The 20,894-nt window shown below is 65.1% G+C and carries 15 protein-coding genes; 6 read left to right on the top strand and 9 right to left on the bottom strand.

The annotated features are described in order from the left end of the window. The first annotated feature begins 108 nt into the window (after window positions 1–108). The 3 genes from A1351_RS13985 (at window position 109) to A1351_RS13975 (ending at window position 4,119) form a co-directional block, all read left to right on the top strand. Window positions 109–483, top strand: coding sequence for a hypothetical protein (locus tag A1351_RS13985; protein WP_024880280.1), 375 nt, complete (start codon window positions 109–111; stop codon window positions 481–483). 79 nt (window positions 484–562) lie between these two features. Then, window positions 563–2,809 (top strand): TonB-dependent siderophore receptor, encoded by a 2,247-nt coding sequence (locus A1351_RS13980; RefSeq protein WP_024880281.1) that lies wholly within the window; start codon window positions 563–565, stop codon window positions 2,807–2,809. Window positions 2,810–2,892: 83 nt separating this feature from the next. Then, window positions 2,893–4,119: a PepSY domain-containing protein gene (locus A1351_RS13975; protein ID WP_024880282.1), complete on the top strand. Its 1,227-nt coding sequence runs from the start codon at window positions 2,893–2,895 to the stop codon at window positions 4,117–4,119. Between the two features lie 12 nt (window positions 4,120–4,131). Here the strand turns inward: A1351_RS13975 and A1351_RS13970 are convergent, their stop codons facing one another. Further along, a complete protein-coding gene (locus A1351_RS13970) occupies window positions 4,132–5,475 on the bottom strand; it encodes a sigma-54 dependent transcriptional regulator (protein ID WP_064033273.1) in 1,344 nt (447 codons plus the stop codon). After that, the gene (locus A1351_RS13965) at window positions 5,472–7,196 is read right to left on the bottom strand and encodes a HAMP domain-containing sensor histidine kinase (RefSeq protein WP_064033272.1); all 1,725 of its coding nucleotides are present in this window, start codon (window positions 7,194–7,196) and stop codon (window positions 5,472–5,474) included. The genes A1351_RS13970 and A1351_RS13965 overlap by 4 nt, the downstream gene beginning before the upstream one ends. Before the next feature lie 169 nt (window positions 7,197–7,365). On the opposite strand from A1351_RS13965, the gene A1351_RS13960 reads away from it, so the two are divergent. Genes A1351_RS13960 through A1351_RS13950 form a run of 3 tightly spaced genes read left to right on the top strand, consistent with a single transcriptional unit; the run spans window position 7,366 to window position 10,083 of the window. Continuing rightward, window positions 7,366–8,616, top strand: a complete 1,251-nt coding sequence (locus tag A1351_RS13960) for an SDR family oxidoreductase (RefSeq protein WP_064033271.1) — start codon at window positions 7,366–7,368, stop codon at window positions 8,614–8,616. Between the two features lie 3 nt (window positions 8,617–8,619). After that, on the top strand, window positions 8,620–9,090 hold the full coding sequence (locus tag A1351_RS13955; protein WP_024880286.1) for a DUF2269 domain-containing protein: 471 nt from the start codon (window positions 8,620–8,622) through the stop codon (window positions 9,088–9,090). Window positions 9,091–9,105: 15 nt separating this feature from the next. Continuing rightward, window positions 9,106–10,083, top strand: coding sequence for a DCC1-like thiol-disulfide oxidoreductase family protein (locus A1351_RS13950; protein ID WP_245291657.1), 978 nt, complete (start codon window positions 9,106–9,108; stop codon window positions 10,081–10,083). A gap of 154 nt (window positions 10,084–10,237) precedes the next feature. On the opposite strand, the gene A1351_RS13945 is transcribed toward A1351_RS13950, so the two are convergent. From A1351_RS13945 to A1351_RS13910, 7 genes are all read right to left on the bottom strand, one after another. After that, window positions 10,238–11,458, bottom strand: a complete 1,221-nt coding sequence (locus A1351_RS13945) for a PepSY domain-containing protein (RefSeq protein WP_064033270.1) — start codon at window positions 11,456–11,458, stop codon at window positions 10,238–10,240. A gap of 2 nt (window positions 11,459–11,460) precedes the next feature. Beyond that, window positions 11,461–13,680: a TonB-dependent siderophore receptor gene (locus A1351_RS13940; protein WP_024880289.1), complete on the bottom strand. Its 2,220-nt coding sequence runs from the start codon at window positions 13,678–13,680 to the stop codon at window positions 11,461–11,463. An 868-nt stretch (window positions 13,681–14,548) separates the two neighbouring features. Further along, window positions 14,549–15,364: a substrate-binding domain-containing protein gene (locus A1351_RS13930; RefSeq protein ID WP_064033268.1), complete on the bottom strand. Its 816-nt coding sequence runs from the start codon at window positions 15,362–15,364 to the stop codon at window positions 14,549–14,551. 16 nt (window positions 15,365–15,380) lie between these two features. After that, window positions 15,381–16,739, bottom strand: a complete 1,359-nt coding sequence (locus tag A1351_RS13925) for a di-heme oxidoredictase family protein (RefSeq protein ID WP_064033292.1) — start codon at window positions 16,737–16,739, stop codon at window positions 15,381–15,383. Then, window positions 16,736–18,148 (bottom strand): ABC transporter substrate-binding protein, encoded by a 1,413-nt coding sequence (locus A1351_RS13920; RefSeq protein ID WP_198162417.1) that lies wholly within the window; start codon window positions 18,146–18,148, stop codon window positions 16,736–16,738. The genes A1351_RS13925 and A1351_RS13920 overlap by 4 nt, the downstream gene beginning before the upstream one ends. Before the next feature lie 283 nt (window positions 18,149–18,431). Further along, window positions 18,432–19,733 carry a C4-dicarboxylate transporter DctA gene (gene dctA, locus A1351_RS13915; protein ID WP_064033291.1) on the bottom strand — a complete coding sequence of 434 codons (1,302 nt, stop codon included), beginning with the start codon at window positions 19,731–19,733 and terminating at the stop codon, window positions 18,432–18,434. Between the two features lie 192 nt (window positions 19,734–19,925). Continuing rightward, window positions 19,926–20,873 carry an aldo/keto reductase gene (locus A1351_RS13910; RefSeq protein WP_064033266.1) on the bottom strand — a complete coding sequence of 316 codons (948 nt, stop codon included), beginning with the start codon at window positions 20,871–20,873 and terminating at the stop codon, window positions 19,926–19,928. Window positions 20,874–20,894: the final 21 nt, after the last annotated feature.

Here is a 20,894-nt window from a genome sequence, read left to right as displayed (position 1 = left end):
GCAATTTTGACAGACTGGTGATAGGAAGCCTCTCTACCGTTTCGGGAAATCGACAACGGAGACGGGACGACGGTGCAGCGGAAACTCCGAGCGAGGGAAAAAGGCGCGATGCTCGGGACGACGCTGCGCGCGCTCGCCTTCGCCGCGCTCGCCTTCGTCCTGCTGCTGCAGAACATCGTCGCAACGGGGCAGGCCCATGCGCGGCGCGCGGGCGTCGGCGCCCCCGCCGCGACGTCGCTCTCGAAGCTCTGCATGCCGGGCGCCGCCGGCGACGCGCAGCACGCCGATCATAAAGCCGCCTGCGTCCTCTGCTGCGGCGCGCAACAGAGCCCGTCGCCGCCGCCGCGCGAGGCGGCGTCGAACCACCTCGCGCGGCGCATCGCCGTCTTTCTCGATCGCGCGCCCGAGAGCCCGCGCACGCCGTCCGCGCAGAGCGGATGGGCGAGCTCCTGGTCCTCGCGCGCGCCGCCTGCTCGCCCCTGACCGATCGAAGGCGGCCCCGAGCCGCACATCCCCTCGGTTCGCGCGAGCGCGATGCGCCGCGCCAGGAGCTGTGACCATCATGTTTCCCACCACGCTTTCGCGCGGCGTCTCCGCCTGCGCGCTCGGTATCTCACTTCTCTCGTCGGTCGCCTCGGCGCAGGAGGCTTTGCCCGCCATCGACATCGGCAGCGGCTCCAAGCCGACTCGCAGCACGGACGCCGCCGCGACGGATCCCGAAAAGCAGACGGGCTATGCGCGCTCGGCGAGCTTCAGCGCGACGAAGACCAACACGCCCTTCATCGACACTCCGGCCGCCGTCCAGGTCATACCGCATGAGCTGATCGCCGATCAGCAAGGTCTGAACACCATGGAGCTGGTCAAGAACGTCTCCGGCGTGCAGGCGACGGGACGCTATTTCGACTCCTATCTTATTCGCGGCTTCAAGACGGGCTATGGCGAGACCTATCGCAACGGGTTGAAGCTCGAAGCCGTGGTCGGCGGCGAGGAGGTGGCCTTCACCGATCGCGTCGAGGTGGTGAAAGGGCCGAATTCTGTGCTCTACGGCCGCATCGAGCCCGGCGGCTTCGTGAATGTCGTCACCAAGCGTCCGCAGGAGGTTTTCAAGGCCGAGGCGAACGAGCAGTTCGGCAGCTGGGGGCTGTCGCGCACGAGCTTCGACGTGACCGGCCCCGTGGACGAGGCGAAGACCGTCCTCTATCGCCTGATGGGCGTCTATGACCATGCCGATTCCTTCGTGAATTTCGATCATCGCGACAATGGCGCGGTCGCGCTCTTTCTCACCTTCCGGCCGACGCAGAATTTCGAGTTCAATGTCCAGGTCGAGCATTATGAGAAGCGGCAAACGGGGCCATCCGGCGTCGGCGCCATTCCAGTCGATCTCCGCTACGACACGAGCGGAAATGCGCAGGTCATCCCCGGCTACAATGACCGGCCGCTCAATTTGGGACGAAACTTCTCGATCGGCGATCCGGGCCTGTGGAAAAATCAGCCCTATGTCGTCCGCCGAACGCTCATCGGCTACGACTGGACCTATAAGTTCGACGAGAAGTGGAAGATCACCAATCGTCTCCACTATTCTGGAAGCAATGATAGCGCTTACGGCTTCGAGACCTATGGCGGGTTCGACGGAACGACCATCTCCCGCGCCTTCTATGGCGAACGCAATTCCATCCAGATGCTGTCGACCAACCTCGATCTCTCCGGAGAGTTCGAGACCGGACCCATCACCCATCGCCCTCTCGTCGGAATCGACTGGTTCTCGACCGAGAGGAACTCCAATGGCTCGGACAGCTATGGCTATCCGCTCAATATCTATGCGCCGGTCTATGGGGTCTATAATTCGAAACTCGCTTTCGACCGCTACATCACCGGATCGAACATGCTCTGGCGTGCAACCAACAGAGACTTCGGCGTCTATGCGCAGGATCAGATGTCGTTCTTCGACAATCGCATTCACCTGCTGCTCGGCGGACGATGGGACAAAGCGCAAGGCGGCAACCCCAAGGACTATGGCGACGGCTGGGCGAGCTGCTATCCCTTCTGCACGGGATTTCCAGGAAGCAACTATCAGGACAAGCCGAAGCTTTCGCCCCGCGCCGCTGTGCTGTTCAAAGTCACGGATGATCTGTCCATCTACGGCAGCTATGTCCGCTCCTTCGGCTCGAACAATGGCGTCTCGAGAGACGGCTCAGCCTTTCCGCCACAGGAGGGCCTGCAATGGGAAGTGGGCGTCAAGAAATTATGGCTCGACGGCAGAGTGACGACCAGCCTCGCGCTGTTCGATCTGCGCAAGAAGAACCTCCTCCAGCGCGATCCATTCTTCCCCGGCCGCAGCATCGCGATCGGTGAGGTCGCCAGCCGGGGAATCGAGGTCGATATCTCTGGGCAGGTGACTGAAAATCTGAGCGTCATCGCCAGCTACACATTCGATTCCGTCAAGCTCACCAATGACAACAACAACGGAAACGCCGGACATCGCTTCAATGGGGCCGCCCCGAATGTCGGCAACATCTGGGCCAAATGGGACACCGCGCCGCATCAATCCGAAGGTTTCGAGTTCGGCGGCGGGCTCTATGCCTCGGACGAGCGCTACGGCTCTGACGCCAATACGTGGAAGCTGCCCGGCTATGTCCGCTTGGATGCGATGGGCGCCTATCGGACCGAGATCGACGGACACAAGGTGAAGTTCCAATTCAACATCAAGAATCTCACCGACCGCCACTATTTCGAATACAGCGACGGCTCTCAATACGCCTACTACGGCCAGCCGCGCACATTCATGGGCTCGGTCAATTTCCAATGGTGAGAGGCGAGCCTTCGCCATGAAACGCATCGGCGCGCGTCCTGAGCGCGCGCCGAATTTTTCGTCGAACGTCTGGAGCGGCCGCCATGACGCGCGCAATCTTCGTGTTCCTGCATCGCTGGGCGGGACTCGCCATGGCGAGCTTCCTGATCCTGGTCGGAGTCACGGGAAGCATTCTCGTCTTCCTGCCCGAATTGAATCACTGGCTGACGCCGAACCTCTATCCCGGCCGGCAAGACGGAGCGGAGCTCTCCGCCAGCGCGCTGCTGCGCCGCGCCGACGAGCTCACGCCGCAAGCGCGCGCGACGCGAATCTTCTTCGCGGCGCCGGGAACGACGATCGTCTCCTTCGAGGCGAAGCCGGGCGCGCCGGAGGTCGACGCTCTCTATCTCGATCCAGTCAGCGGTGATGCGCTCGGCCGCGTGAAGCAAAAGGGCCTGCCGGAAAGCCTCGGCGATCTCCTGCCCTTCATCGACCGTCTGCATTGGTCGCTTGCGCTCGGCCCTTGGGGTGTGTGGCTGCTCGGCGTCGTCGCGCTCATCTGGACGATCGACTGCTTCATCGCCTTCTATCTCACCCTGCCGGCCAATCTCCTGCGCCGGCGCGGCTTCCTCGCGCGGTGGAAGCCCGCCTGGCTCATCAAGAGCGGCGCCTCCTTCTATCGGCTCAATTTCGATTTGCATCGCGCGAGCGGATTATGGCTGTATCCGCTGCTGCTCGTTCTCGCTTGGTCGGGCGTGTGCTTCGATCTCAATGCCGTCTATCGCGGCGCCATGGGGCTCGTCTTCGATTTCGAGCCGCCGATCTGGAAGCGCGAAGCTCCGCCCGCGCCGGATGGACGCGAGCCGATGCCTTTCGAAGAGGCCGAACGCATCGCACGCGATCTTATCGAGAACCGCGCCGCGCGCGAAGGCTTCACGATCGACCGCCGCGTCGACTTTTCTCTCGATCGCGAGACCGGACTCTATGCCTATGGCGTTCACAGCAGCCGCGACGTCGGCGAGAAATATGGCGGGACGACGATCGCCATCGACGCCTATACGGGCGCCTTGCACGGCTTCCACGCTCCGACCGGCGGCAAGGGCGGCGACACCGCGACCGAATGGCTTGTCGAGCTGCATATGGCCAATGTGTTCGGCCTACCCTATCGCATTCTCGTCTGCGTCGCCGGCGTGGCAATCGCTCTTCTCTCCGTCACCGGCGTGGTCATTTGGTGGAAAAAGCGAGTCGCTCGCCGACGCCACGACAAACGGAGGGAGCCGGACAAAGAGGATGGGACGCGATCGGCCAATAGGTCTACAGCGTCGCTATGAAGTGACGCTGGACTATCGCAACCCCAGCCGCGCCATCATCTTCAACAGCCCGACGCGGGAGACGCCGAGACGGCGGGCCGCAGCGCTATGATTGTGCTCGGTGGCGGCGAGCGCGGCGCCGATCATGCGGCGCTCCAATTTCTCCTGCGCTTCGGGAAGCGTTTCGGCAACAGCTTCCGCCGAAGGCAGAACTCCGCCGCCGCGCGCGAAATTCAAATCCTCGGCGGAAATCGTCGATGATTGCGGATCGGCGAGCGCGGCGGCGCATTCGATCGTCGCTTTCAGCTCGCGGACATTGCCGGGCCAGGACTGAGCGACGAGCCAAGCGAGCGCCTCCTGCGAGAACCGCAATTTGCGCTTCTTCGCCGCTTGGCCGAGAAAATGTGCGGCGAGAAGACCCAAATCTTCGCGCCGCTCGTCCAGCGCCGGCGTGCGAATAACGACTCCGCGCAGGCGATAATAGAGGTCCTCGCGAAAGGCGCCGGAAGCGATCATCGCCTCCAGATCGCGGTGCGTCGCGCTGATGATGCGCGCATCGGCGCGCCGCGCATCGCGCCCGCCGACGGGCGTATAGGTACCTTCTTGCAGGAAGCGCAGCAGCTTCACTTGGCAGGGAAGCGGAGTCTCGCCGATCTCGTCCAGAAACAGCGTTCCGCCGCGCGCCGTCGCGACGAGGCCTGGGCGATCGGCATGGGCGCCGGTGAAGGCGCCTTTGAGATGGCCGAATAATTCGCTCTCGATCAGCTCGGCTGGGATCGCGCCGCAATGGATGGAGACGAAAGGCCCGCGACGCGCGCTCACCCTGTGCAGCGCATGAGCGACGAGTTCCTTGCCGGAGCCGGTCGGGCCGAGGATCATCACGGGAAGCTCGGCCGGGCCGATGCGGCGGATCATATCCTTCACATGCGCAATGGCAGGGCCATTGCCGATCAGCCCATCGTCGGAACTCGCCTTCTCCGCCCGCAGCCGCGCGATCTCGCGCTCCAGCGCCGCTTTGGCGAGCGCGCGCTCGACGCAAAAGCGCAGCAGCTCCGGCTCCACGGGCTTGGCCAGAAAATCCCAGGCGCCGAGCGCGACGGCGCGCAGCGCCAGCTCATGCTCGCTATGCGCCGTCAGCACGACGGTGACGGCGCTCGTAAAATCCGGCAGCAGCGACAGGCCCGCCTCGGGCGTGCGCTCCGGAGGCATGACGAGATCGAGAAGCACGAGATCTGGCCGCGCCTGCGCGAAGGTCTCGCGCGCAGAAGCCGCGTCCTTCGCCGTCACCACATGATAACCTTCGCGCGTCAGAAAGGCGCCGGCGACGCGCGCGAAAGCAGGCTCGTCGTCGACGATGAGGATCGTCTCGCCGCTCATCTTTGAAACCTCAAAGTGACGCAGGTGGAGAAGCCCGCGCGCGCGCCGAGCGCGACGGAGCCGCCATGCGCCGCCATGATCTTGGCGACAATGGCGAGGCCGAGCCCCGTGCCTTCGCAGGAACGCGAAACAAAGGGCTGAAACAGACGGTCCTTGATTTCCTCTGGCACGCCGGGGCCGTCATCACAGACATGAATGAGCGTCGCTTCGGGCGTCGTCTCGACGAAGACAGCGACGCGGCCGCCGGCGGCGCGCGCATTGGCGATGAGATTGTCCATCGCTTGGGCGAAACGGAAAGGATCTGCGCGCAAATGCGTGTCGCTCGCGATGTGAATCTCAATATCGCCGAAAGCGTCAGCGAGGTCGATATCGGCCGGCTCGATCTTCCACGGCTTGGCATAGTCGAGCAATTCGGCGACGAGACGATTCATGCGCCGCGTCTGCTCTATGATCTCGGCGCGCGCTTCGGCCGGCGCGGCGGCGGCGGCCATGTTCACGATGTTGAGCGGATTGCGCAGATCATGCGCAATCGTCGAGGCGAGCATTCCGAGCTCGGCGAGCCGTTCGCTCTCGGCGCGGCTTTTTCGGCGATCGATGTCATCGAGGCTCTGCGTCAGAATATCGGCGTACACAATGGCGAGACGGCGCGCGCCCGGAGGCGAATCCGAAAAGCCGGCAAGCGTCGCCTTCCATTTGTCGCCCGTATCGGAGCAGCGAAGCGCCGGCTCCGGCCCTTCGCTGCAAAGAGTCACATCGACAGACGGACGCATCGCGGCGCGCAAATGCGTGCGCGCGATCTCGATCGCCTCGGCCGTTGTGTCCGCGCCCGCGAGGTCGCCACGCCATTGTGCGATCATCTCGGCGGAAATCTCAGGGCCGGCGTAGACGAGCCGATCCGCGGCGCGCCGGATGGGCTCGCCGAAAGAGAAAGCCAGCGCCATGGCCGCGGCGACAACGAGCCACATGGACACGAAATTCATCGACGGCGCGAGGAAACTCAAAGGCGCCGCGGCGAGCAATCCGGCGACGGCGGCGGCGAGCAGCAGCACGAGCGCATAGGCTGCGGCGCGGCGCGCCCAGACATTGGCGGCCATCAGCTCGTAGCGCAAAATGCCGTAGACGAGCAGCGCTGGATAGAACGGCAGAGCGAGAATGGACCAGGGCGCGACAGCCACGCCGAACAGTGGCGGCGCGAAAGAGACGACGGTCGATAGGCCGACGAGGGACGAGACGAGAACGATCGCAATCTCGCGTCGGCGCTTGCCCTCGGCGCGGCGCAGAGCGAAAGCCATCAGCCCATTGCCATAGGCGGCGAGGCCGATCGCCACGGCGACGCCGAAGATCCCCGCGCCCGCGAAGCGAAAACCGCGCAGGCCCGCGTGTGTTTCGAAAAAATCGCCAGCGCCGAAGAAGAGCAGCGAGAGCGTCGCGCCAGCGCCGAGCGCATGGACGATCGGAAGCGAGCGCGCGCTCTGCCCCCTCAGCCGGATCGCGAAATCGACAGCGAGCGCCGAGCCGAGCGGAGCCAGCGCCATCGACGCCGCGCCGATGCGCTCGGGCAGGATCAAGCCGAGGGCGAAAAGCCCGACGATCACGACGAAGGCCGCGAGCTGCTTCGCGCCCGGCGCCGCGCCGGCTCGAGCCAGGAGAAACGCTGAAAGCGCGACGCTCGACAGGAAGGTCGTCGAGATGGAGAGGGTGAACAGCAGGCTCGGCGTCATCGCCCGACTGTATCCTCAGTTTATAGGCGATTCAATGAAATCTGTCTCTAACGTTTATAGTAGCCCCATTCATATGACATAAAAACAGATAGTTATCCAGTGGCGCCGCCATTGCCCATAGGTCTCCCAAAGGCGAAGCTTTTTCGCCCCATCGCCGAGGAGACCGATCTTGGCCCGCATTCTCATCATCGGCGGCAGCGGATTCATCGGACGGCATATCGCCGGCCGGCTTCGCGACCGCGGCCATCATGTCGTCGCGGCCTCGCGCCGCAAGGTCGATCTCGCGCGCGACGGCGAAGCGCGGCTTCGCGACAAGGTCGCGAGTTTCGAGATCGTCGTCAATTGCGCCGGGCTCGTCCGCGACGACGGCGCAAATAGCATGGACGCCGTCCATGCGGAGGGCGCGTGCAATCTCTTTCGCGCCTGCCTCGCCGCTCGCGTCGCGCGGCTCATTCACATCTCGGCGCTCGGCGTCGAGAGCGACGGCGAGACGCTCTATCAGCGCACCAAGGCCGTCGCAGAAGAGCGGCTCGCGGCGCTCGATCCCACCGGCGCGCGCCTCGATTGGCGCATATTGCGTCCCTCGCTCGTCGTCGGCCGCGGCGGCGCGAGCACGCGCTGGTTGCTCGCCGCCGCCGTCCTGCCCTGGCTGCCGAGCTTCGGCGATGGCGCTTGGCGCTTTCAGCCCGTGCATGTCGGCGATCTCGCCGAAGTCGCGGCGCGTATCGCGGAGGGAGCCCCTTCGCCGCGTCGCCTCGATGTCGTCGGCCCGGAGCCGATGACGACGGATGCGCTGCTCGCGCTCTTGCGCGAATGGCTCGGCCTGAAGCCGACGCGCTTCTTTCGCGTGCCCTATCGGCTCTTTCTGCTCGCGGCGTCGATCGGCGGACGCATCTCGACCGGACCGCTCAATCGCGAGGTGATAAAGCTCCTCTCGCGCGGCAATGTCGCCGATTGCGCGCCGATGACTGCGGCGCTCGGCCGGCCGCCGCGCGCTATTCGCGATGCTCTGGCGCTGGAGCCGGCGTGCGAGGCGGACAGGCGGGCGGCGCGACTGTTCCTCCTGCCTCCCGTGCTGCGCTGGAGCCTCGGCCTGTTGTGGGTCGCGACGGGCCTTCTCTCCATCGGACTCTATCCGCAGGAAAAGAGCTATGCGCTGCTCGCCGAGATCGACGTTCACGGCGCGCTCGCCGAGTTTGCGCTCTATGGCGGCGCGGCGGTCGATCTCCTGCTCGGCGTGCTGCTGCTGCTGCGCTGGCGCCCTGCCCTCGTCGGCGCCGCGCAGCTTTCGACCATGCTCGCCTTCACCATCATCGCGACGCGCCTGCCATCCGATTATTGGCTGCATCCTTTCGCGCCGCTCCTCAAGAATTTGCCGATCGCCGCTGCGATCCTCGTCATGATCGCGTTGGAGTCCTGACCCATGCTCGATCCTCTCACTCTGAAAACAGCGCATATCGTCAGCTCGACGATTTTGTTCGGCACGGGGCTCGGCACCGCCTTTCATGGCCTCGCCGGCAATCTGCGCGGCGATCTGCGCGCCATCGTCGTCGGCAACAGAAATGTCGTGCTCGCCGATTGGCTGTTCACCACGCCCGCCGTCATCGTGCAGCCCGTCACCGGCGTGCTGCTGGCGTTGGATCAAGGCTGGCCGCTCGATACGCCCTGGCTGCTCGCGGCGATCGCGCTCTATCTCTTCGTCGGCGCCTGCTGGTTGCCGGTCGTATGGCTGCAAATCCGCATGGCGCGTATCGCCGAGCAATGTCTCGAGAAAGACGCGCCGTTGCCGCCGATCTATGGAACCTACCTCCTCTGGTGGTTCGCGCTCGGCTGGCCGGCCTTCATCGCCATGATCGCGATCTTCTGGCTGATGGTCGCAAAGCCGCAATTTTAAAAAATGGAGATAGACATGACCACTCTGTTCCAAGACCTGCTCGCCGAGCGCTTCGATCTCCTGCCCGCGCCCGTCCGTCGCTTCCACACGCGCGAGCGCGAGATCTTCACCGGCGGTCGCGCGAAAATCTCCGCGCAGGGCCGCGGTCTCGGCGCGGCGATGCTCGCCTTTGTCGCGGGTCTTCCGGCGCCGGGCGAGAATGTCGAGACGCACGTCCGCTTCACGCCGCTCTCTGGAAAGCGGGAATTCTGGCGGCGCGATTTCGCCGGGCGGCGCTATGAGAGCGTCATGCAGGCGGCGCCGGACGGGCGCCTGATTGAGCATTTCGGCCCCTTCGATCTCTATTTCGATCTCACCGCCTCGCCCGCTGGCCTGCGCTGGTCGCTGGCCGAATGGCGCCTGCTGAAAATCCCGCTGCCGCGAGCGACGACGCCGATGATCGAATGTTTCGAGAGCGCCGAGGGCGAGCGCTTCGCCTTCGACATAGACGTCGCTTTTCCGATCGTCGGCCATGTCGTGCATTACAGCGGCTCACTGGCGGAGACGCCAGAGGATGCGCCGATCTTCGTCTATGACGGCGTCTGCGCGCTCTGCGACTGGACTGTTCGCTATGTCCTTGCGCATGAGATCACGCCGTCGATCCGCTTCGTCGCGATACAATCTAAAGAAGGGCGCGCTTTGGCGCGAGAGGCGGATATAGACCCGGACGCGCCCGAGAGCTTCCTCTTCATCGAGAACGGCCGGCTGATGAAGGACTCCGAGGCGCTGCTCGCGCTCGCCCGGCAATTGCGCGGACCGGCGCGCGCCGCCCCTCTCGCCCGCCTGCTGCCACGCTTCGTCGCCGATGCGCTCTATCGCCTCGTCGCGCGCAACCGCTATCGCTGGTTCGGTCGGAAAGTCGCCTGCGCGCTCCCAGAGGCCTCGCACCCGACGCGCGACGCTTGCGCATATCCGACGGAGGATCAACCGACCGATCGCTCATCATCCGATTGAAAAACGGATCACCGATTGCGTAGCCGCGGCGCGTCACTCGACGAAATTTGTGACGCCGCTCGCCGACGCCTTCGCGAGCGTCACGCGAAATGTCGCGCCGCCATCCGGCGTCGGCTCGAGAGAAATGCGCCCCTCTCGCCTCGTGATGATCGGATCATGAGCGGCCTCCTGCGCCGGAGGCCCGCGCACGCCGCTTCTGCAGCCAGCGCGTGAGGCCGGTGATGTAGAGCAGCGCCGGCGCGACGCCGAGCAGAGCGATGACCGCGCGGCCCAGATCGCCGAAGGCCTCGCCGGAATGTAGTGGGAATTGCCATTCGAGGAATTTCTCGCCGGCGGTAAAACGATGCGGATCTTCGATCGCGAGGATTTGGCCACTGTAGCGATCGACCGCCGCCATCCGGTGTGGCTCGCTCACATTGACTTCGTCATCGGCGCGCTTGCCGACCACGAAGGCGCCCTCCGGCGCCACCGGCAGCGAGAGGCTCATCACCTTCCCGTCAGGAAACAGCTGGTCCACCGCCGCCACCGCTGCTTCTGCGCCGATCGACGGGCGCCCGTCGGCAGACACGGATTTCGCGTTTTCGAGATGATGCGTATGAACCGGGGAAAAGAAGTCGACGAGCGCGATCATTTGCGCGCTGAAGGTCAGGTAGAGTCCTGAAAATATGATCACGGCGAAGACGGCGAGGACATAGACTCCCGTCGTCTTGTGGAGATCGAGAATCAGGCGCTCGGCGCTCGCGCCGCGCTTGATCTGAAGCGCCTGTCGCCATCTGCCATTGCGCGGCCACCAGAGATAGACGCCAGTCGCGAGCGAGACGAGCAGGAAGAGGCCGACGAATCCGACGAAGGTCGCGCCGTTCTCGCCGAGCAGAAGCGCCGAGTGCAGGTGCACGAGCAGCACGGTCAGAGGTTCTGCGAAGTGATTGCCGTCGTCGACGATCAGGCGCGCGCCTTTGACGGCGGCGGTAATCGGATCGACGACGATCTGATATATTTTGGTGCGCCCCTCCGGCTCCCGCGCCGAATAGATGACGTCGAAATAGCCGCCATCGCCTTTGGGAAAATGCATCCAGACGGGTGCGGAGCCCTCAGGCGCGGCGGCGCGGCTCGCCGCTATGATGCGATCCACCGATGCGCGCTCGCCGCCCAGCGCATAATGCGTCGGCGTGAACAGGTCCTTGTTCAAAAATTCGTCGATCTCGACACGGAAGGCGAGCAGGCTTCCCGAGAGACCGAGGAGAACGAAGACCGCGCCGGCGACGAAACCTATGTAGCGATGCGCAGCGAGCCAGAGCGCTCGGCCGAGGAAGAGGCCGTTCGCTCCGCCGCTCGTCTGCGGCGCCCGGCTCTTTCGATCGATGTCGTCGGTCATGGTCAGAACTCCGCGCGCAGCGACCCGAGGAAGGTTCTCGGCGCGCCGGGAACGGCGCCCATCCGCCCGCCGCCGCCCTCGTAATAGGTCGTGTCGAGCAGATTGTTGACATTGAGCTGGAACGTCAATTTCGGAGCATGCGGAAGCCAGCCGGCGTCGAGCTTGTAGGACGCCATGACATCGACGCGCGCATGCGCGGGCAGCTCGAAGCTGTTGTCATTGTCGCCGAACGCCTTGTCGACATAGGAGACGCCGCCGCCGACGGTGAGGCCGGCGAGCGCGCCCCACGCCTCGTATTTCGCCCAGAGATTGGCGGTGTTGTGGGGCACGGAATGGAGCCGCTTGCCGGCGGTTCCGCCCCCGTTCACCACATCATGGTCCTTGACGATGCGCGCGTCGAGATGGGTGAAATTGGCGATGACGCTCCAATGCTCGTCGATACGCCCCGTCAAATCGAGCTCGACGCCATTGCTGCGTCCGTCGATGACGCGCACGAAAGGCGTGCCGGAGATCGCCGTGGTCTGGTTTTTCTTGTCTATGTCGAAATAAGCGGCGGTCGCAGTGAGCCGCCCGTCCAGCAGCTCGGCCTTCACGCCGCCCTCGAACTGCGTTCCGATCTGCGGCTGTAGCGGTCGATTATACTGGTCTATGCCATTGCTCGAGCCATAGGAGCGCGTGTAATTGCCATAGACGGAAAGCCAGGAGAATGGGCGGATCAGCACGCCGATCCGCGGGCTGTTCGCGCTGACCGGCACAACGACTCTTCGCGAGTCGACCTCGGCGAAGGATTCGTCGGACCACAATGTCGCGGTGCTCGACTCCGCCCAATCATGACGTCCGCCGAGAAGCAGCTGAATGCGATCGTCCCAGAAGGAGATCTGGTCCTGAGCATAGAGCCCCTTCCATTTCTCCTTGGTGATGGTGCGGTAGGAGGAGCTCAGCGCGTCGACATTGGCGGGAATATTGACCGGATAATAGATGTTGATCGAAGAAATATAGTCGCAGCAATGGCCGTGAGCCTTCAAGTCGAGACTATAATAGTCGAAGCCGGCGAGCACCCGGTGGGTGAGAGGCCCCGTCACCGCCTTTCCCTGGAGGTCGACATTGGTCGAAACGGTCTCTCTGTAGAAAATGGGCTCGGCTGCATTCGGCGTCGGCACCAGCCAGATTCCGCGAAGCGCGTCGCCAGTCGCCTCGTTAGAGAAGGAATCGAGCCAATCTCCGCGCTGCCGATAATCGGCGCGCGTGTGTGAAAAGCGGTTCGTCACGCTCCAGTCATTGTCGATCCGGTATGTCCAATCATAGCCGAACAGCGTCCGTTCCTGAAAATTGGGGTATTTGTCGGCGACATAAGAGTCGAGCAGATAGCGGCTGATCGGAATGCCCGCCGGGCGGAAGCCGAGCGCCGGGATCGGCGACAAATCTCTGAAATAGCCCCGTTGATATTCGCCCTCGACGTTGAGGGTGAATTGCTCGGTCGGCCGCCATGTGATCGACGGCGAGATCAGCAGATTGTCCTGGCCGACATGCGGCTGGAAGCTGTCCTTGGCGAGGTAGGACACATTCATGCGATAGAGGAGCGTCTTGTCTTCCAGCAGCGGCCCCGTGGCGTCGATCGCCGTGCGCGTCAGGCCGAAGCTTCCGACCTGCTGATGCACTGAAAAATAGAGCGTCTCCTGCGGGCGCTTGGTCACGATGTTGATCAGACCACCCGGCTCCACACGTCCATAGAGCATAGCGGCCGGGCCTTTGAGAACCTCGATCGACTGGAGGTTGGTCGTTTCCTGATTGGTGGTGTTCGGCTGCCGCAGCCCGTTGCGGTAGGTCTGGTTGCCGCTGTCGAAGCCGCGGACGATGAGGCCGTCGTAGTAGTTCGAGGAGCCGGCGACGCCGCTGACATTGGTGAAGAGCGCGTCGCGGATGCTGACGGCCTGCCGGTCGTCCATCGTCTCGCGCGGAACGATCTGCACGGAATAGGGCGTCTCCAGGATCGGAATGTTCGTCTTTGTCGAGGAGACCGGCCCGACCTGATTATAGCCCGTCTCGCGCCCTCCCGACCGCGCCGATTTATCGGCCGCGCCGGCCTTTCCAGAGCCGCTTCCGCCGAGCGTCTGTCCGGCGACATCGATGGCCGGGAGAGATTCCTGCCCTCGAGCGGGCAGAGCGAATGCGAGAGCGATCGCGCAGGCGGAAGCGCCGCGCAGCAAATGCGAACGGATCATAGGTGTCGTCTCCTGGCAAGCCCACTATCGGGGCCGGACGGAACATCGGAAATCGCGGCGCGCGGCCGCGGTCTGTCGATCAGGAGATTTGTGGAGGAGCGCGAGAAGACCAAAGATGGATGCGCGCTGGCGGGCGAATGACGGCGCGCTCGACGAAGCGCGCCGCGACGCCGCAGCAGCTCGTCGGCGATACCGAATGCGAGACCGCGCTCGCGAGCCTCCCGGCGCCCGGCCCCCCGTCGCTCTCAGAACAGGCGAGACAGCCGATGGGGCAATCATGGGTGTGCCGGCGCCGCTCGCTATCGACGGCGCAACGGTTCTCATTCGCGCCATCCGCGACGCGAGCGCTCACGCGCTCCGGCTCGCTCTTCCCGGCGGCGGACGCCGGGGCCAGGGCCAACGCGGCGAAGAGCCACGCGGCCGCCAAGGCCAACACAGCGCGCGAGAAGCAGCCTCGCCGTCGAAACCACCGCATCATCGAATAGACCCTGGGGGCGCGGTCGCAGCCGCCACCGCTTCGAGGAGTTCGCAGCTCGACCTCGAGCGCTTCTCTCCCTCGCATGTGAAAGTCTCACCAAGCTCTCACATTTGGGCGCCAGCCGAATTCCTATCTGCTGTGACGGATTTGCAACAGCTCCGACATAGCGGCGGTCGCCATCCGGCGTCAGGCGGGACCACGGCAGGGATACGGCAGGGATTATGATCCTCGGCTCGGCGAACCGTCGTCTTCACGGCGCAATAGTCCGACGACGATCTCGGGCGGAGCCGCGCACCAAAGGCGCGACCGACGTTCGACGAGCTTCGATGCAAAAGCGATCGGGCCGGCCGTCGGCTCTTCGTCCTCGGGGAGAGACAATGACGCTCCGGCTCACCGCTCGGAGGCGGGCTCCGCGATCGGGACAAAGCCGGCGTGGCGCAAAGCCGCTTGTCCCGAGGGCGACAACAGCGTCAGAAAGAAATCCAGCGCCGCGGCGGAAGCGCGCGGCGACAGAGCGACGCCATATTCGACCGCGACGTCATAGAGCTCCGGAAGCGGAAACGCCCGATATTTGCCGGCCGATTTTTCCGCCATGGGGGTCGCGCCCGAGCAATAGACGAGCAGCAGATCGACCGCGCCCTCGTCGAGCCAATGCGTCAGCGGCTGATTTTGCGGGCGCGGCTCGGCGCTATTCGGCTCGCCGCCGCCGAAGAGAATCTTCGCCTTGCCGGTCAGCGTATCGAAAGCGCCCGGCCGCTTCTCGTCGATGCGACGGAAGAAGGACCAGGCGTAATCGCCGGCGGGGTCCGACTTCGGCGTGGAAGTCCCCGGCCGCACGGCGGGATCGAGCAGAGAATCGACAAGCGTCTCGCGCGTGATCGCCGAATGGGCCTGCACGACGGCGCAGAGCTTGTTGCGCGCCAGCAAGACGCTCGGCCGCGCCAGCCCCTTCTCGGTCAAGGATCGCGCCTGCGGAAAAGCGGCGGTGGCGTAAACGTCGAAAGCCACGCCGCCGATGATCCGGTCGCGCAGCGCGCCGGCGGGACCGAAAACCAGCGTCACATGATCGCCGCGGCTCTTCTCGAACTCCGTCGCGACGGCGGTCAGGGCGCCGCGGAGGCTTCCCGCCGCCAGCACGCGAATTTCCTCCGCGCGCGCCGGGACGAGAGCCGCGAGCATGAGAGCGATGGAAGCGAATAGTCTCATCTGGCGGCTCCTTCGCTCACAGTGATCGCAGAAAGGCGATCAGCGCCTCGCGCTCGTCCCTCTTCAGCGCGGCATAGGCGGCCTTCGCCGCTTCGCCCTCGCCGCCGTGCCAGAGGATCGCCTCCTCCAGCGTGCGCGCGCGGCCGTCGTGCAGAAGCAGGCTGTGCTCATTGACGATCGGCGCGAGTCCGACGCCCCATAAGGGCGCGGTGCGCCATTGCCGGCCGCTGGCGTGGAAATCGGGCCGACCATCGGCGAGCGCTTCGCCCATGTCGTGCAGCAGAAGATCGGTATAGGGCGCGATCGTCTGAGCCGGCAGCGTCTGCGAAAATTTGGGATGCGCCTCCGTCTTCAGGCTCGGGACGTGGCAGACGCCGCATCCGGACGCGAGAAAGAGCGTCTCGCCGCGCGCGACTTGCGGATTATCCGTGTCGCGACGCGGCGGCGGAGCGAGATGCGCATTGAAGAAGTCGATGTCGTCGAGCCGGATGGCGTCCAGCTCGGGCCGGTTCTTCGACTTTGTCGCGGCCCGGCAGGCCGCCTGCTGCTCCGTGCATTGATCCTCGGGGAACAGCGGCGTGGTGACGCCGAGATCGCCGATGAACGCCTCGGCGATCTGCTGCTTCAGATTGGGGCTGTTTGCCTTCCAGCCGAAGCGCCCCGGGACCATTTGGCCGGAAATGACGTCATAGACCTCGTTGACGACGCCATGGACGCCCTGCGCCGGCTGCTCCGCGGCGATGCGCTTCATGGTCTCGATCGGCACGGACTCGAGCAATCCGTCGCCGAACACGGCCGGCGCGACTCGCGGCGAGAAGAGAGCGCCATCGAGCGGCCCATAGGCGAGCCCGACGAATTCTATGCGCGGACGGCGCAGCGCCACTATGGAGCCATCGGCGAGCGTCGCCGTGATCGCCTCCCAGGAGATTGCGGCGCGGCCCTCCCCCGGCACGCCGGGCGCACCCTCCTCATTCAGCTGTCCGCCATAGGCCGGATGCGGCTTGGGCGCGCCATGCGGGCCGTCGCCGGGAACCGAGAGGCGCACCAGCATGGACAGCATGCGTTCGTCCGGCCCGCTCGGCGGCTGGCCGCGGCCGTTCTTCTGATGGCAGGCGGCGCAAGAGATGCGGTTGAACAGCGGCCCGAGCCCGGACGCCTCGCCGCCGCCCGGCGGAAAGGACCAGGAGCGCATGAACTCGACGCGGCCGCGATAGAAGGCGTCCTCCGCCGCCGCATCGAGCCCGGCGACGGGATAGCTATAGGCCTCGCGCGGGAACTCTTCGGCGCTCGCCGAGACCAAAGACCCGACGAGAAAAGATCCGATGAGAACAGCCGATGCAACGCGCGCCGCAGGACGAAAAATGCCGCGCCTCACGCCTTGGCCTCGTCCAGCAGCCGGCTCGCCCGCGCTTGATTCTCGCGAAAGGCGGCGCGCCATTTCTCGATGATCGGCTTGGCGGGCTCGGGTATCGTGAGGCCGTTCGGCTGACCGGGAATGACCTGCGCTTGCTCCGGCGGGCCGGCGCTCGCCTGCGGGGCGGGGCTCGCTTCGGGGGAGACGGCGCTCTCCGGCCGGCGGCGCGGGCGGAAGGCGGCGGCGATCGCCTCGTCCTTCCAGAAATCGGCCGCGACCGGAATCTCCTCCAGCGCTCGCCGCGCCTCGGCGACATGAGAGCCGCCGCGTCCAGCCGTCTCCGCCGCATGCACGCGCCGCCACAGGCCGGACAGCAGCTCCTTGTCTTGCACTAGGCCGTTGAACAGCGCCGCCATCGCAGTGGCGCGGCCGCCGCCGTCGTCGGCCGGCTGAAAGGCGAATTGCCCCGCGGCCTGAGCGGCGAAAGGATCGAACTGCGCCGCGCCGAGCGCCGCATAGACTTCGGGCCGCACCGGCAGGCGCGGCAGATCGGTCTTGGGCAGCAGCGACTGCCCCTCGGCCGAGAGAACATAGGAGGCGAAAGCGCGCGCGCCCTCGACATTGGCGGCCTTCTTCAAAAGGCCGATATATCCGGCGTTCACGATCCCGCCATGCTCGGGATAGACGCGCTCCATCGGCTGGCGGAAACGCTGCTCGGCGTTGGGCACGGTGTCGACATGCAGCGCCACCGGCTGGCGGCCGGAGATGACCTCGTCGCGCAGGCCCTTTTGCATCAGCACGGCGTTGCCGGCGATGGCCGAGAGCAGCGCCCAGCCCTTCTCCCAGCCGAAGGATTGCGTCGCGACGCTCAGCAATTGGCTGCCGAAGCGCACAGTCCAAGGGTCGGACATGGCGACCTTGCCGGCGTAGGCCGGGCCGGCCAGCACGGCCCAATCCTCGGGCCAGGGAAGGTTTTGCGCTCTTATCGCCTTGCTGTTGACCAAAAAGCCGAAGGCGGTGAGCTGCGAGGCGTGAAAGAGATCGCCCTCCCCCTCCAGCGGCAGCGCGCCGATCGCCGCGGGCAGGCCCTCCTTGGAGAGGCCGAGCGGCTGCATGAAGCCGTCCTTCGCCATATCGGCGAGATGATTATGCGGGGCCGCCTGCCACCAGACATCCGGGCTCGGCGCCGAGGCGTCGCGAAGATGACGCATCGCGTCCGGCGGCATCAGCCAGACGATCTGCACGCGATATTGCGGATAGGCCTTCTCGAAACCTCTCTCGATCAGCGACAGAGTGTCGTCATTGTGATTGGTCATCACGACGACGGGCCGCCGCTCATCGGCGAAAGCCGCGCCCGGAAGCGCCGACAAGGCGCCGGCGGCGCATCCCTGGAGAAAGCCGCGGCGGGAAGAAGCACCAATGCGCGACATGCTGCGCCTCGCTGGTTTTTGCAAAGAGCTGTCGGACGCGCGCCGATAACGAAGGGCCGCGGCCGCGCGATCGATCATATGATCTGCAGCGGAATTCACGGCGCGTCGTTCTCTCCCCGCGAGCGGAGAGAGGAGGATTGCGCGAGCCGATCGGCCGAAGCTCAAATCATCAAGTATTCGAACTATATTACGATACGCCCTGTAGCAAGGCCACAGTTCGGGCAGGTCGCCGCTTTCCGCGCCAATCCGGCGCAGCGCCGATGCGCGTCATCGCCCACCGCGGCTATTCCGTCGTGAGGGCGGTTTCCACATCGCTCGGGTCGATGCGGCGCGACAGCCCGGCGGCGAGCTTGTCGTGATCGAGCTCGCCCTCCCACCAAGCGACGACGATGGCGGCGACGCCATTGCCGCAAATATTGGTGAGCGCGCGGCACTCGCTCATGAATTTATCGACGCCGATGACGATGGCCATGCCCGGCGCGAGGCGCGGATCGATGGAGGAGAGCGTCGCGCCGAGCGTGATGAAGCCCGCCCCGGTCACACCCGATGCGCCTTTCGAGGTCAGCATGGCGACAGTTAGAATGACGAATTGCTGCCCCGCCGTCAGATGCACGCCGAGCGCCTGAGCGATGAATAGGCTCGTCAGCGTCATATAGATATTGGTGCCGTCGAGATTGAAGGAATAGCCGGTCGGCACCACGAGGCCGACGACGGATTTCGAGCAGCCGAGGCGCTCCAGCTTCTCCATCAGCTGCGGCAGCGCGCTCTCCGAGGATGAGGTGCCGAGCACGATCAGCAATTCATCGCGAATATAGGCGAGGAAGCGCAATATATCGAAGCCGACGATGCGGGCGACGAGGCCGAGCGCGACGACGACGAATAATATGGAGGTGAGATAGAAGGAGCCGACCAGCCATGCGAGGCTCATCAACGATTGCGAGCCATATTTGCCGACCGTGTAGCCCATGGCGCCGAAAGCGCCGATCGGCGCAGCCTTCATCACAATGGCGATAACGCCGAACATGGCGTGGCCGGCCTCGTCGATGAAGCCGCGCAGCGCCCTGCCCCGCTCGCCCAGCGCCATCAGCGCGAAGCCGAACAGGATGGAGAACAGCAGCACCTGTAGAATATCGCCCTTGGCGAAGGCGCCGATGACGCTGTCGGGAATAACGCCGAGCACGAATTCCACCGGCGTGCGCTGCGCGGCGGGCTCGAGATATTTGGCGACGGCGGCGGGGTCCGCCTTGCCGGAAAAGCCCTCGCCCGGCCGCAGCACATTGCCGACGAGGAGCCCGAGCGCCAGAGCGACGGTCGAGACCACCTCGAAATAAACGAGCGCCTTTATGCCGACGCGGCCGACCTTGGCGGCGCTCTCGAGATGCGCGATGCCGGAGACGATGGTGCAGAAGATGATCGGCGCGATCACCATTTTGATGAGATTGACGAAGCCCTTGCCCATCGCCTCCATCCAGGGGCTCTGGGCGATGTCGGGAAAATAGACGCCGAGCAGCGCGCCGAGCACAATCGCCGCGAGCACCTGGAGATAGAGGCTATGCGCGTTTTTGCGCGGCGCGGCCTCAGCCATTTCGACGGCTACGGTCAATTTCTGCCCCTTTTTCCAGCTCTTTCGGCATTCCTAGACCTGGAGCAGGAACCGGGCAATGGCAAGCAGGGGCGGTCGAGAGGGTGTGAAATGCCGAGTCTTTGCCATTGAACCCCACCCCGTCCGGCTAACGCCGGCCGACCCTCCCCGTAAAGGGGAGGGTAGACGCCCGCTTCACGCGCTCACCATGTCGAGCCGCATCAGCGTCCGCGCATCGAGCGTCAGCGTCAGCGCGCCGAAAATCTCTGTGAGCTGGGCGACGCTCGTCACGCTGACGATCGGCGCGGTGACGCCGGGCTGGGCCAGCAGCCAGGCGATGGCGACCTGCGCCGGCGTGGCGCGAAATTGCGCGGCGGCGCGGTCCAGCTCGCGTAGAATATCGAGGCTGCGCTCGTCGAGAATGCCCGCGACAACGGCGCCGCGCGCCGCGCCGACCGTATCCTCCATGGAGCGATATTTGCCGGTGAGGAAGCCCGCCTCCAGCGCCCGGAAGGGGATGACGCCAATGTCCCCCTCGAGGCACAGGCGGCGCAGATCGCCCTCGTAATAGGCGCGGGTGACGAGATTGTAGTGCGGCTGCAAGCAGGAAAAGAGCGGCAGCCCATGCGCTCGCGCGGCCGCCAGCGCCTCCGCGAGGCGCGGCGCCGAATAATTGGAGGCGCCGATGGCGCGCACCTTGCCGCTCTGAATGAGCGTCGCGAAGGCTTCCAGCGTCTCCTCGAAGGACGTCGCCGTATCGTCGAAATGCGCCTGATAGAGATCGATGCGATCGGTTCGCAGACGGCGCAGCGAGTCCTCGGCCGAGCGGATGATATGCGCGCGGGAGAGGCCCTTGCCCACATTGGGCATGGCGCCTCCGAGCTTGGTGGCGATCAGCACGCGGTCGCGCTTGCCCGTCGCCTTCAGCCAATCGCCGATGATCGTCTCGGACTCGCCGCCGCTATGGCCGGGAACCCAAGTCGAATAGGTGTCCGCCGTGTCGAGCAGCGAGAAGCCGCGATCGACGAAAGCGTCCAGAATGGCGCAGGAGGCCGCCGCATCGGCCGTCCAGCCGAAGACGTGGCAGCCGAGCACGAGCGGCGCACAGGCGAGGCCCGAGCGACCGAGCCGACGATGCTCCATCGAAACGCTCCGCTTCCGGCT

The organism is Methylosinus sp. R-45379 (assembly GCF_001644125.1).
Classification (GTDB): Bacteria; Pseudomonadota; Alphaproteobacteria; order Rhizobiales; family Beijerinckiaceae; genus Methylosinus.
This window is presented reverse-complemented; position numbering and strand designations above follow the sequence as displayed.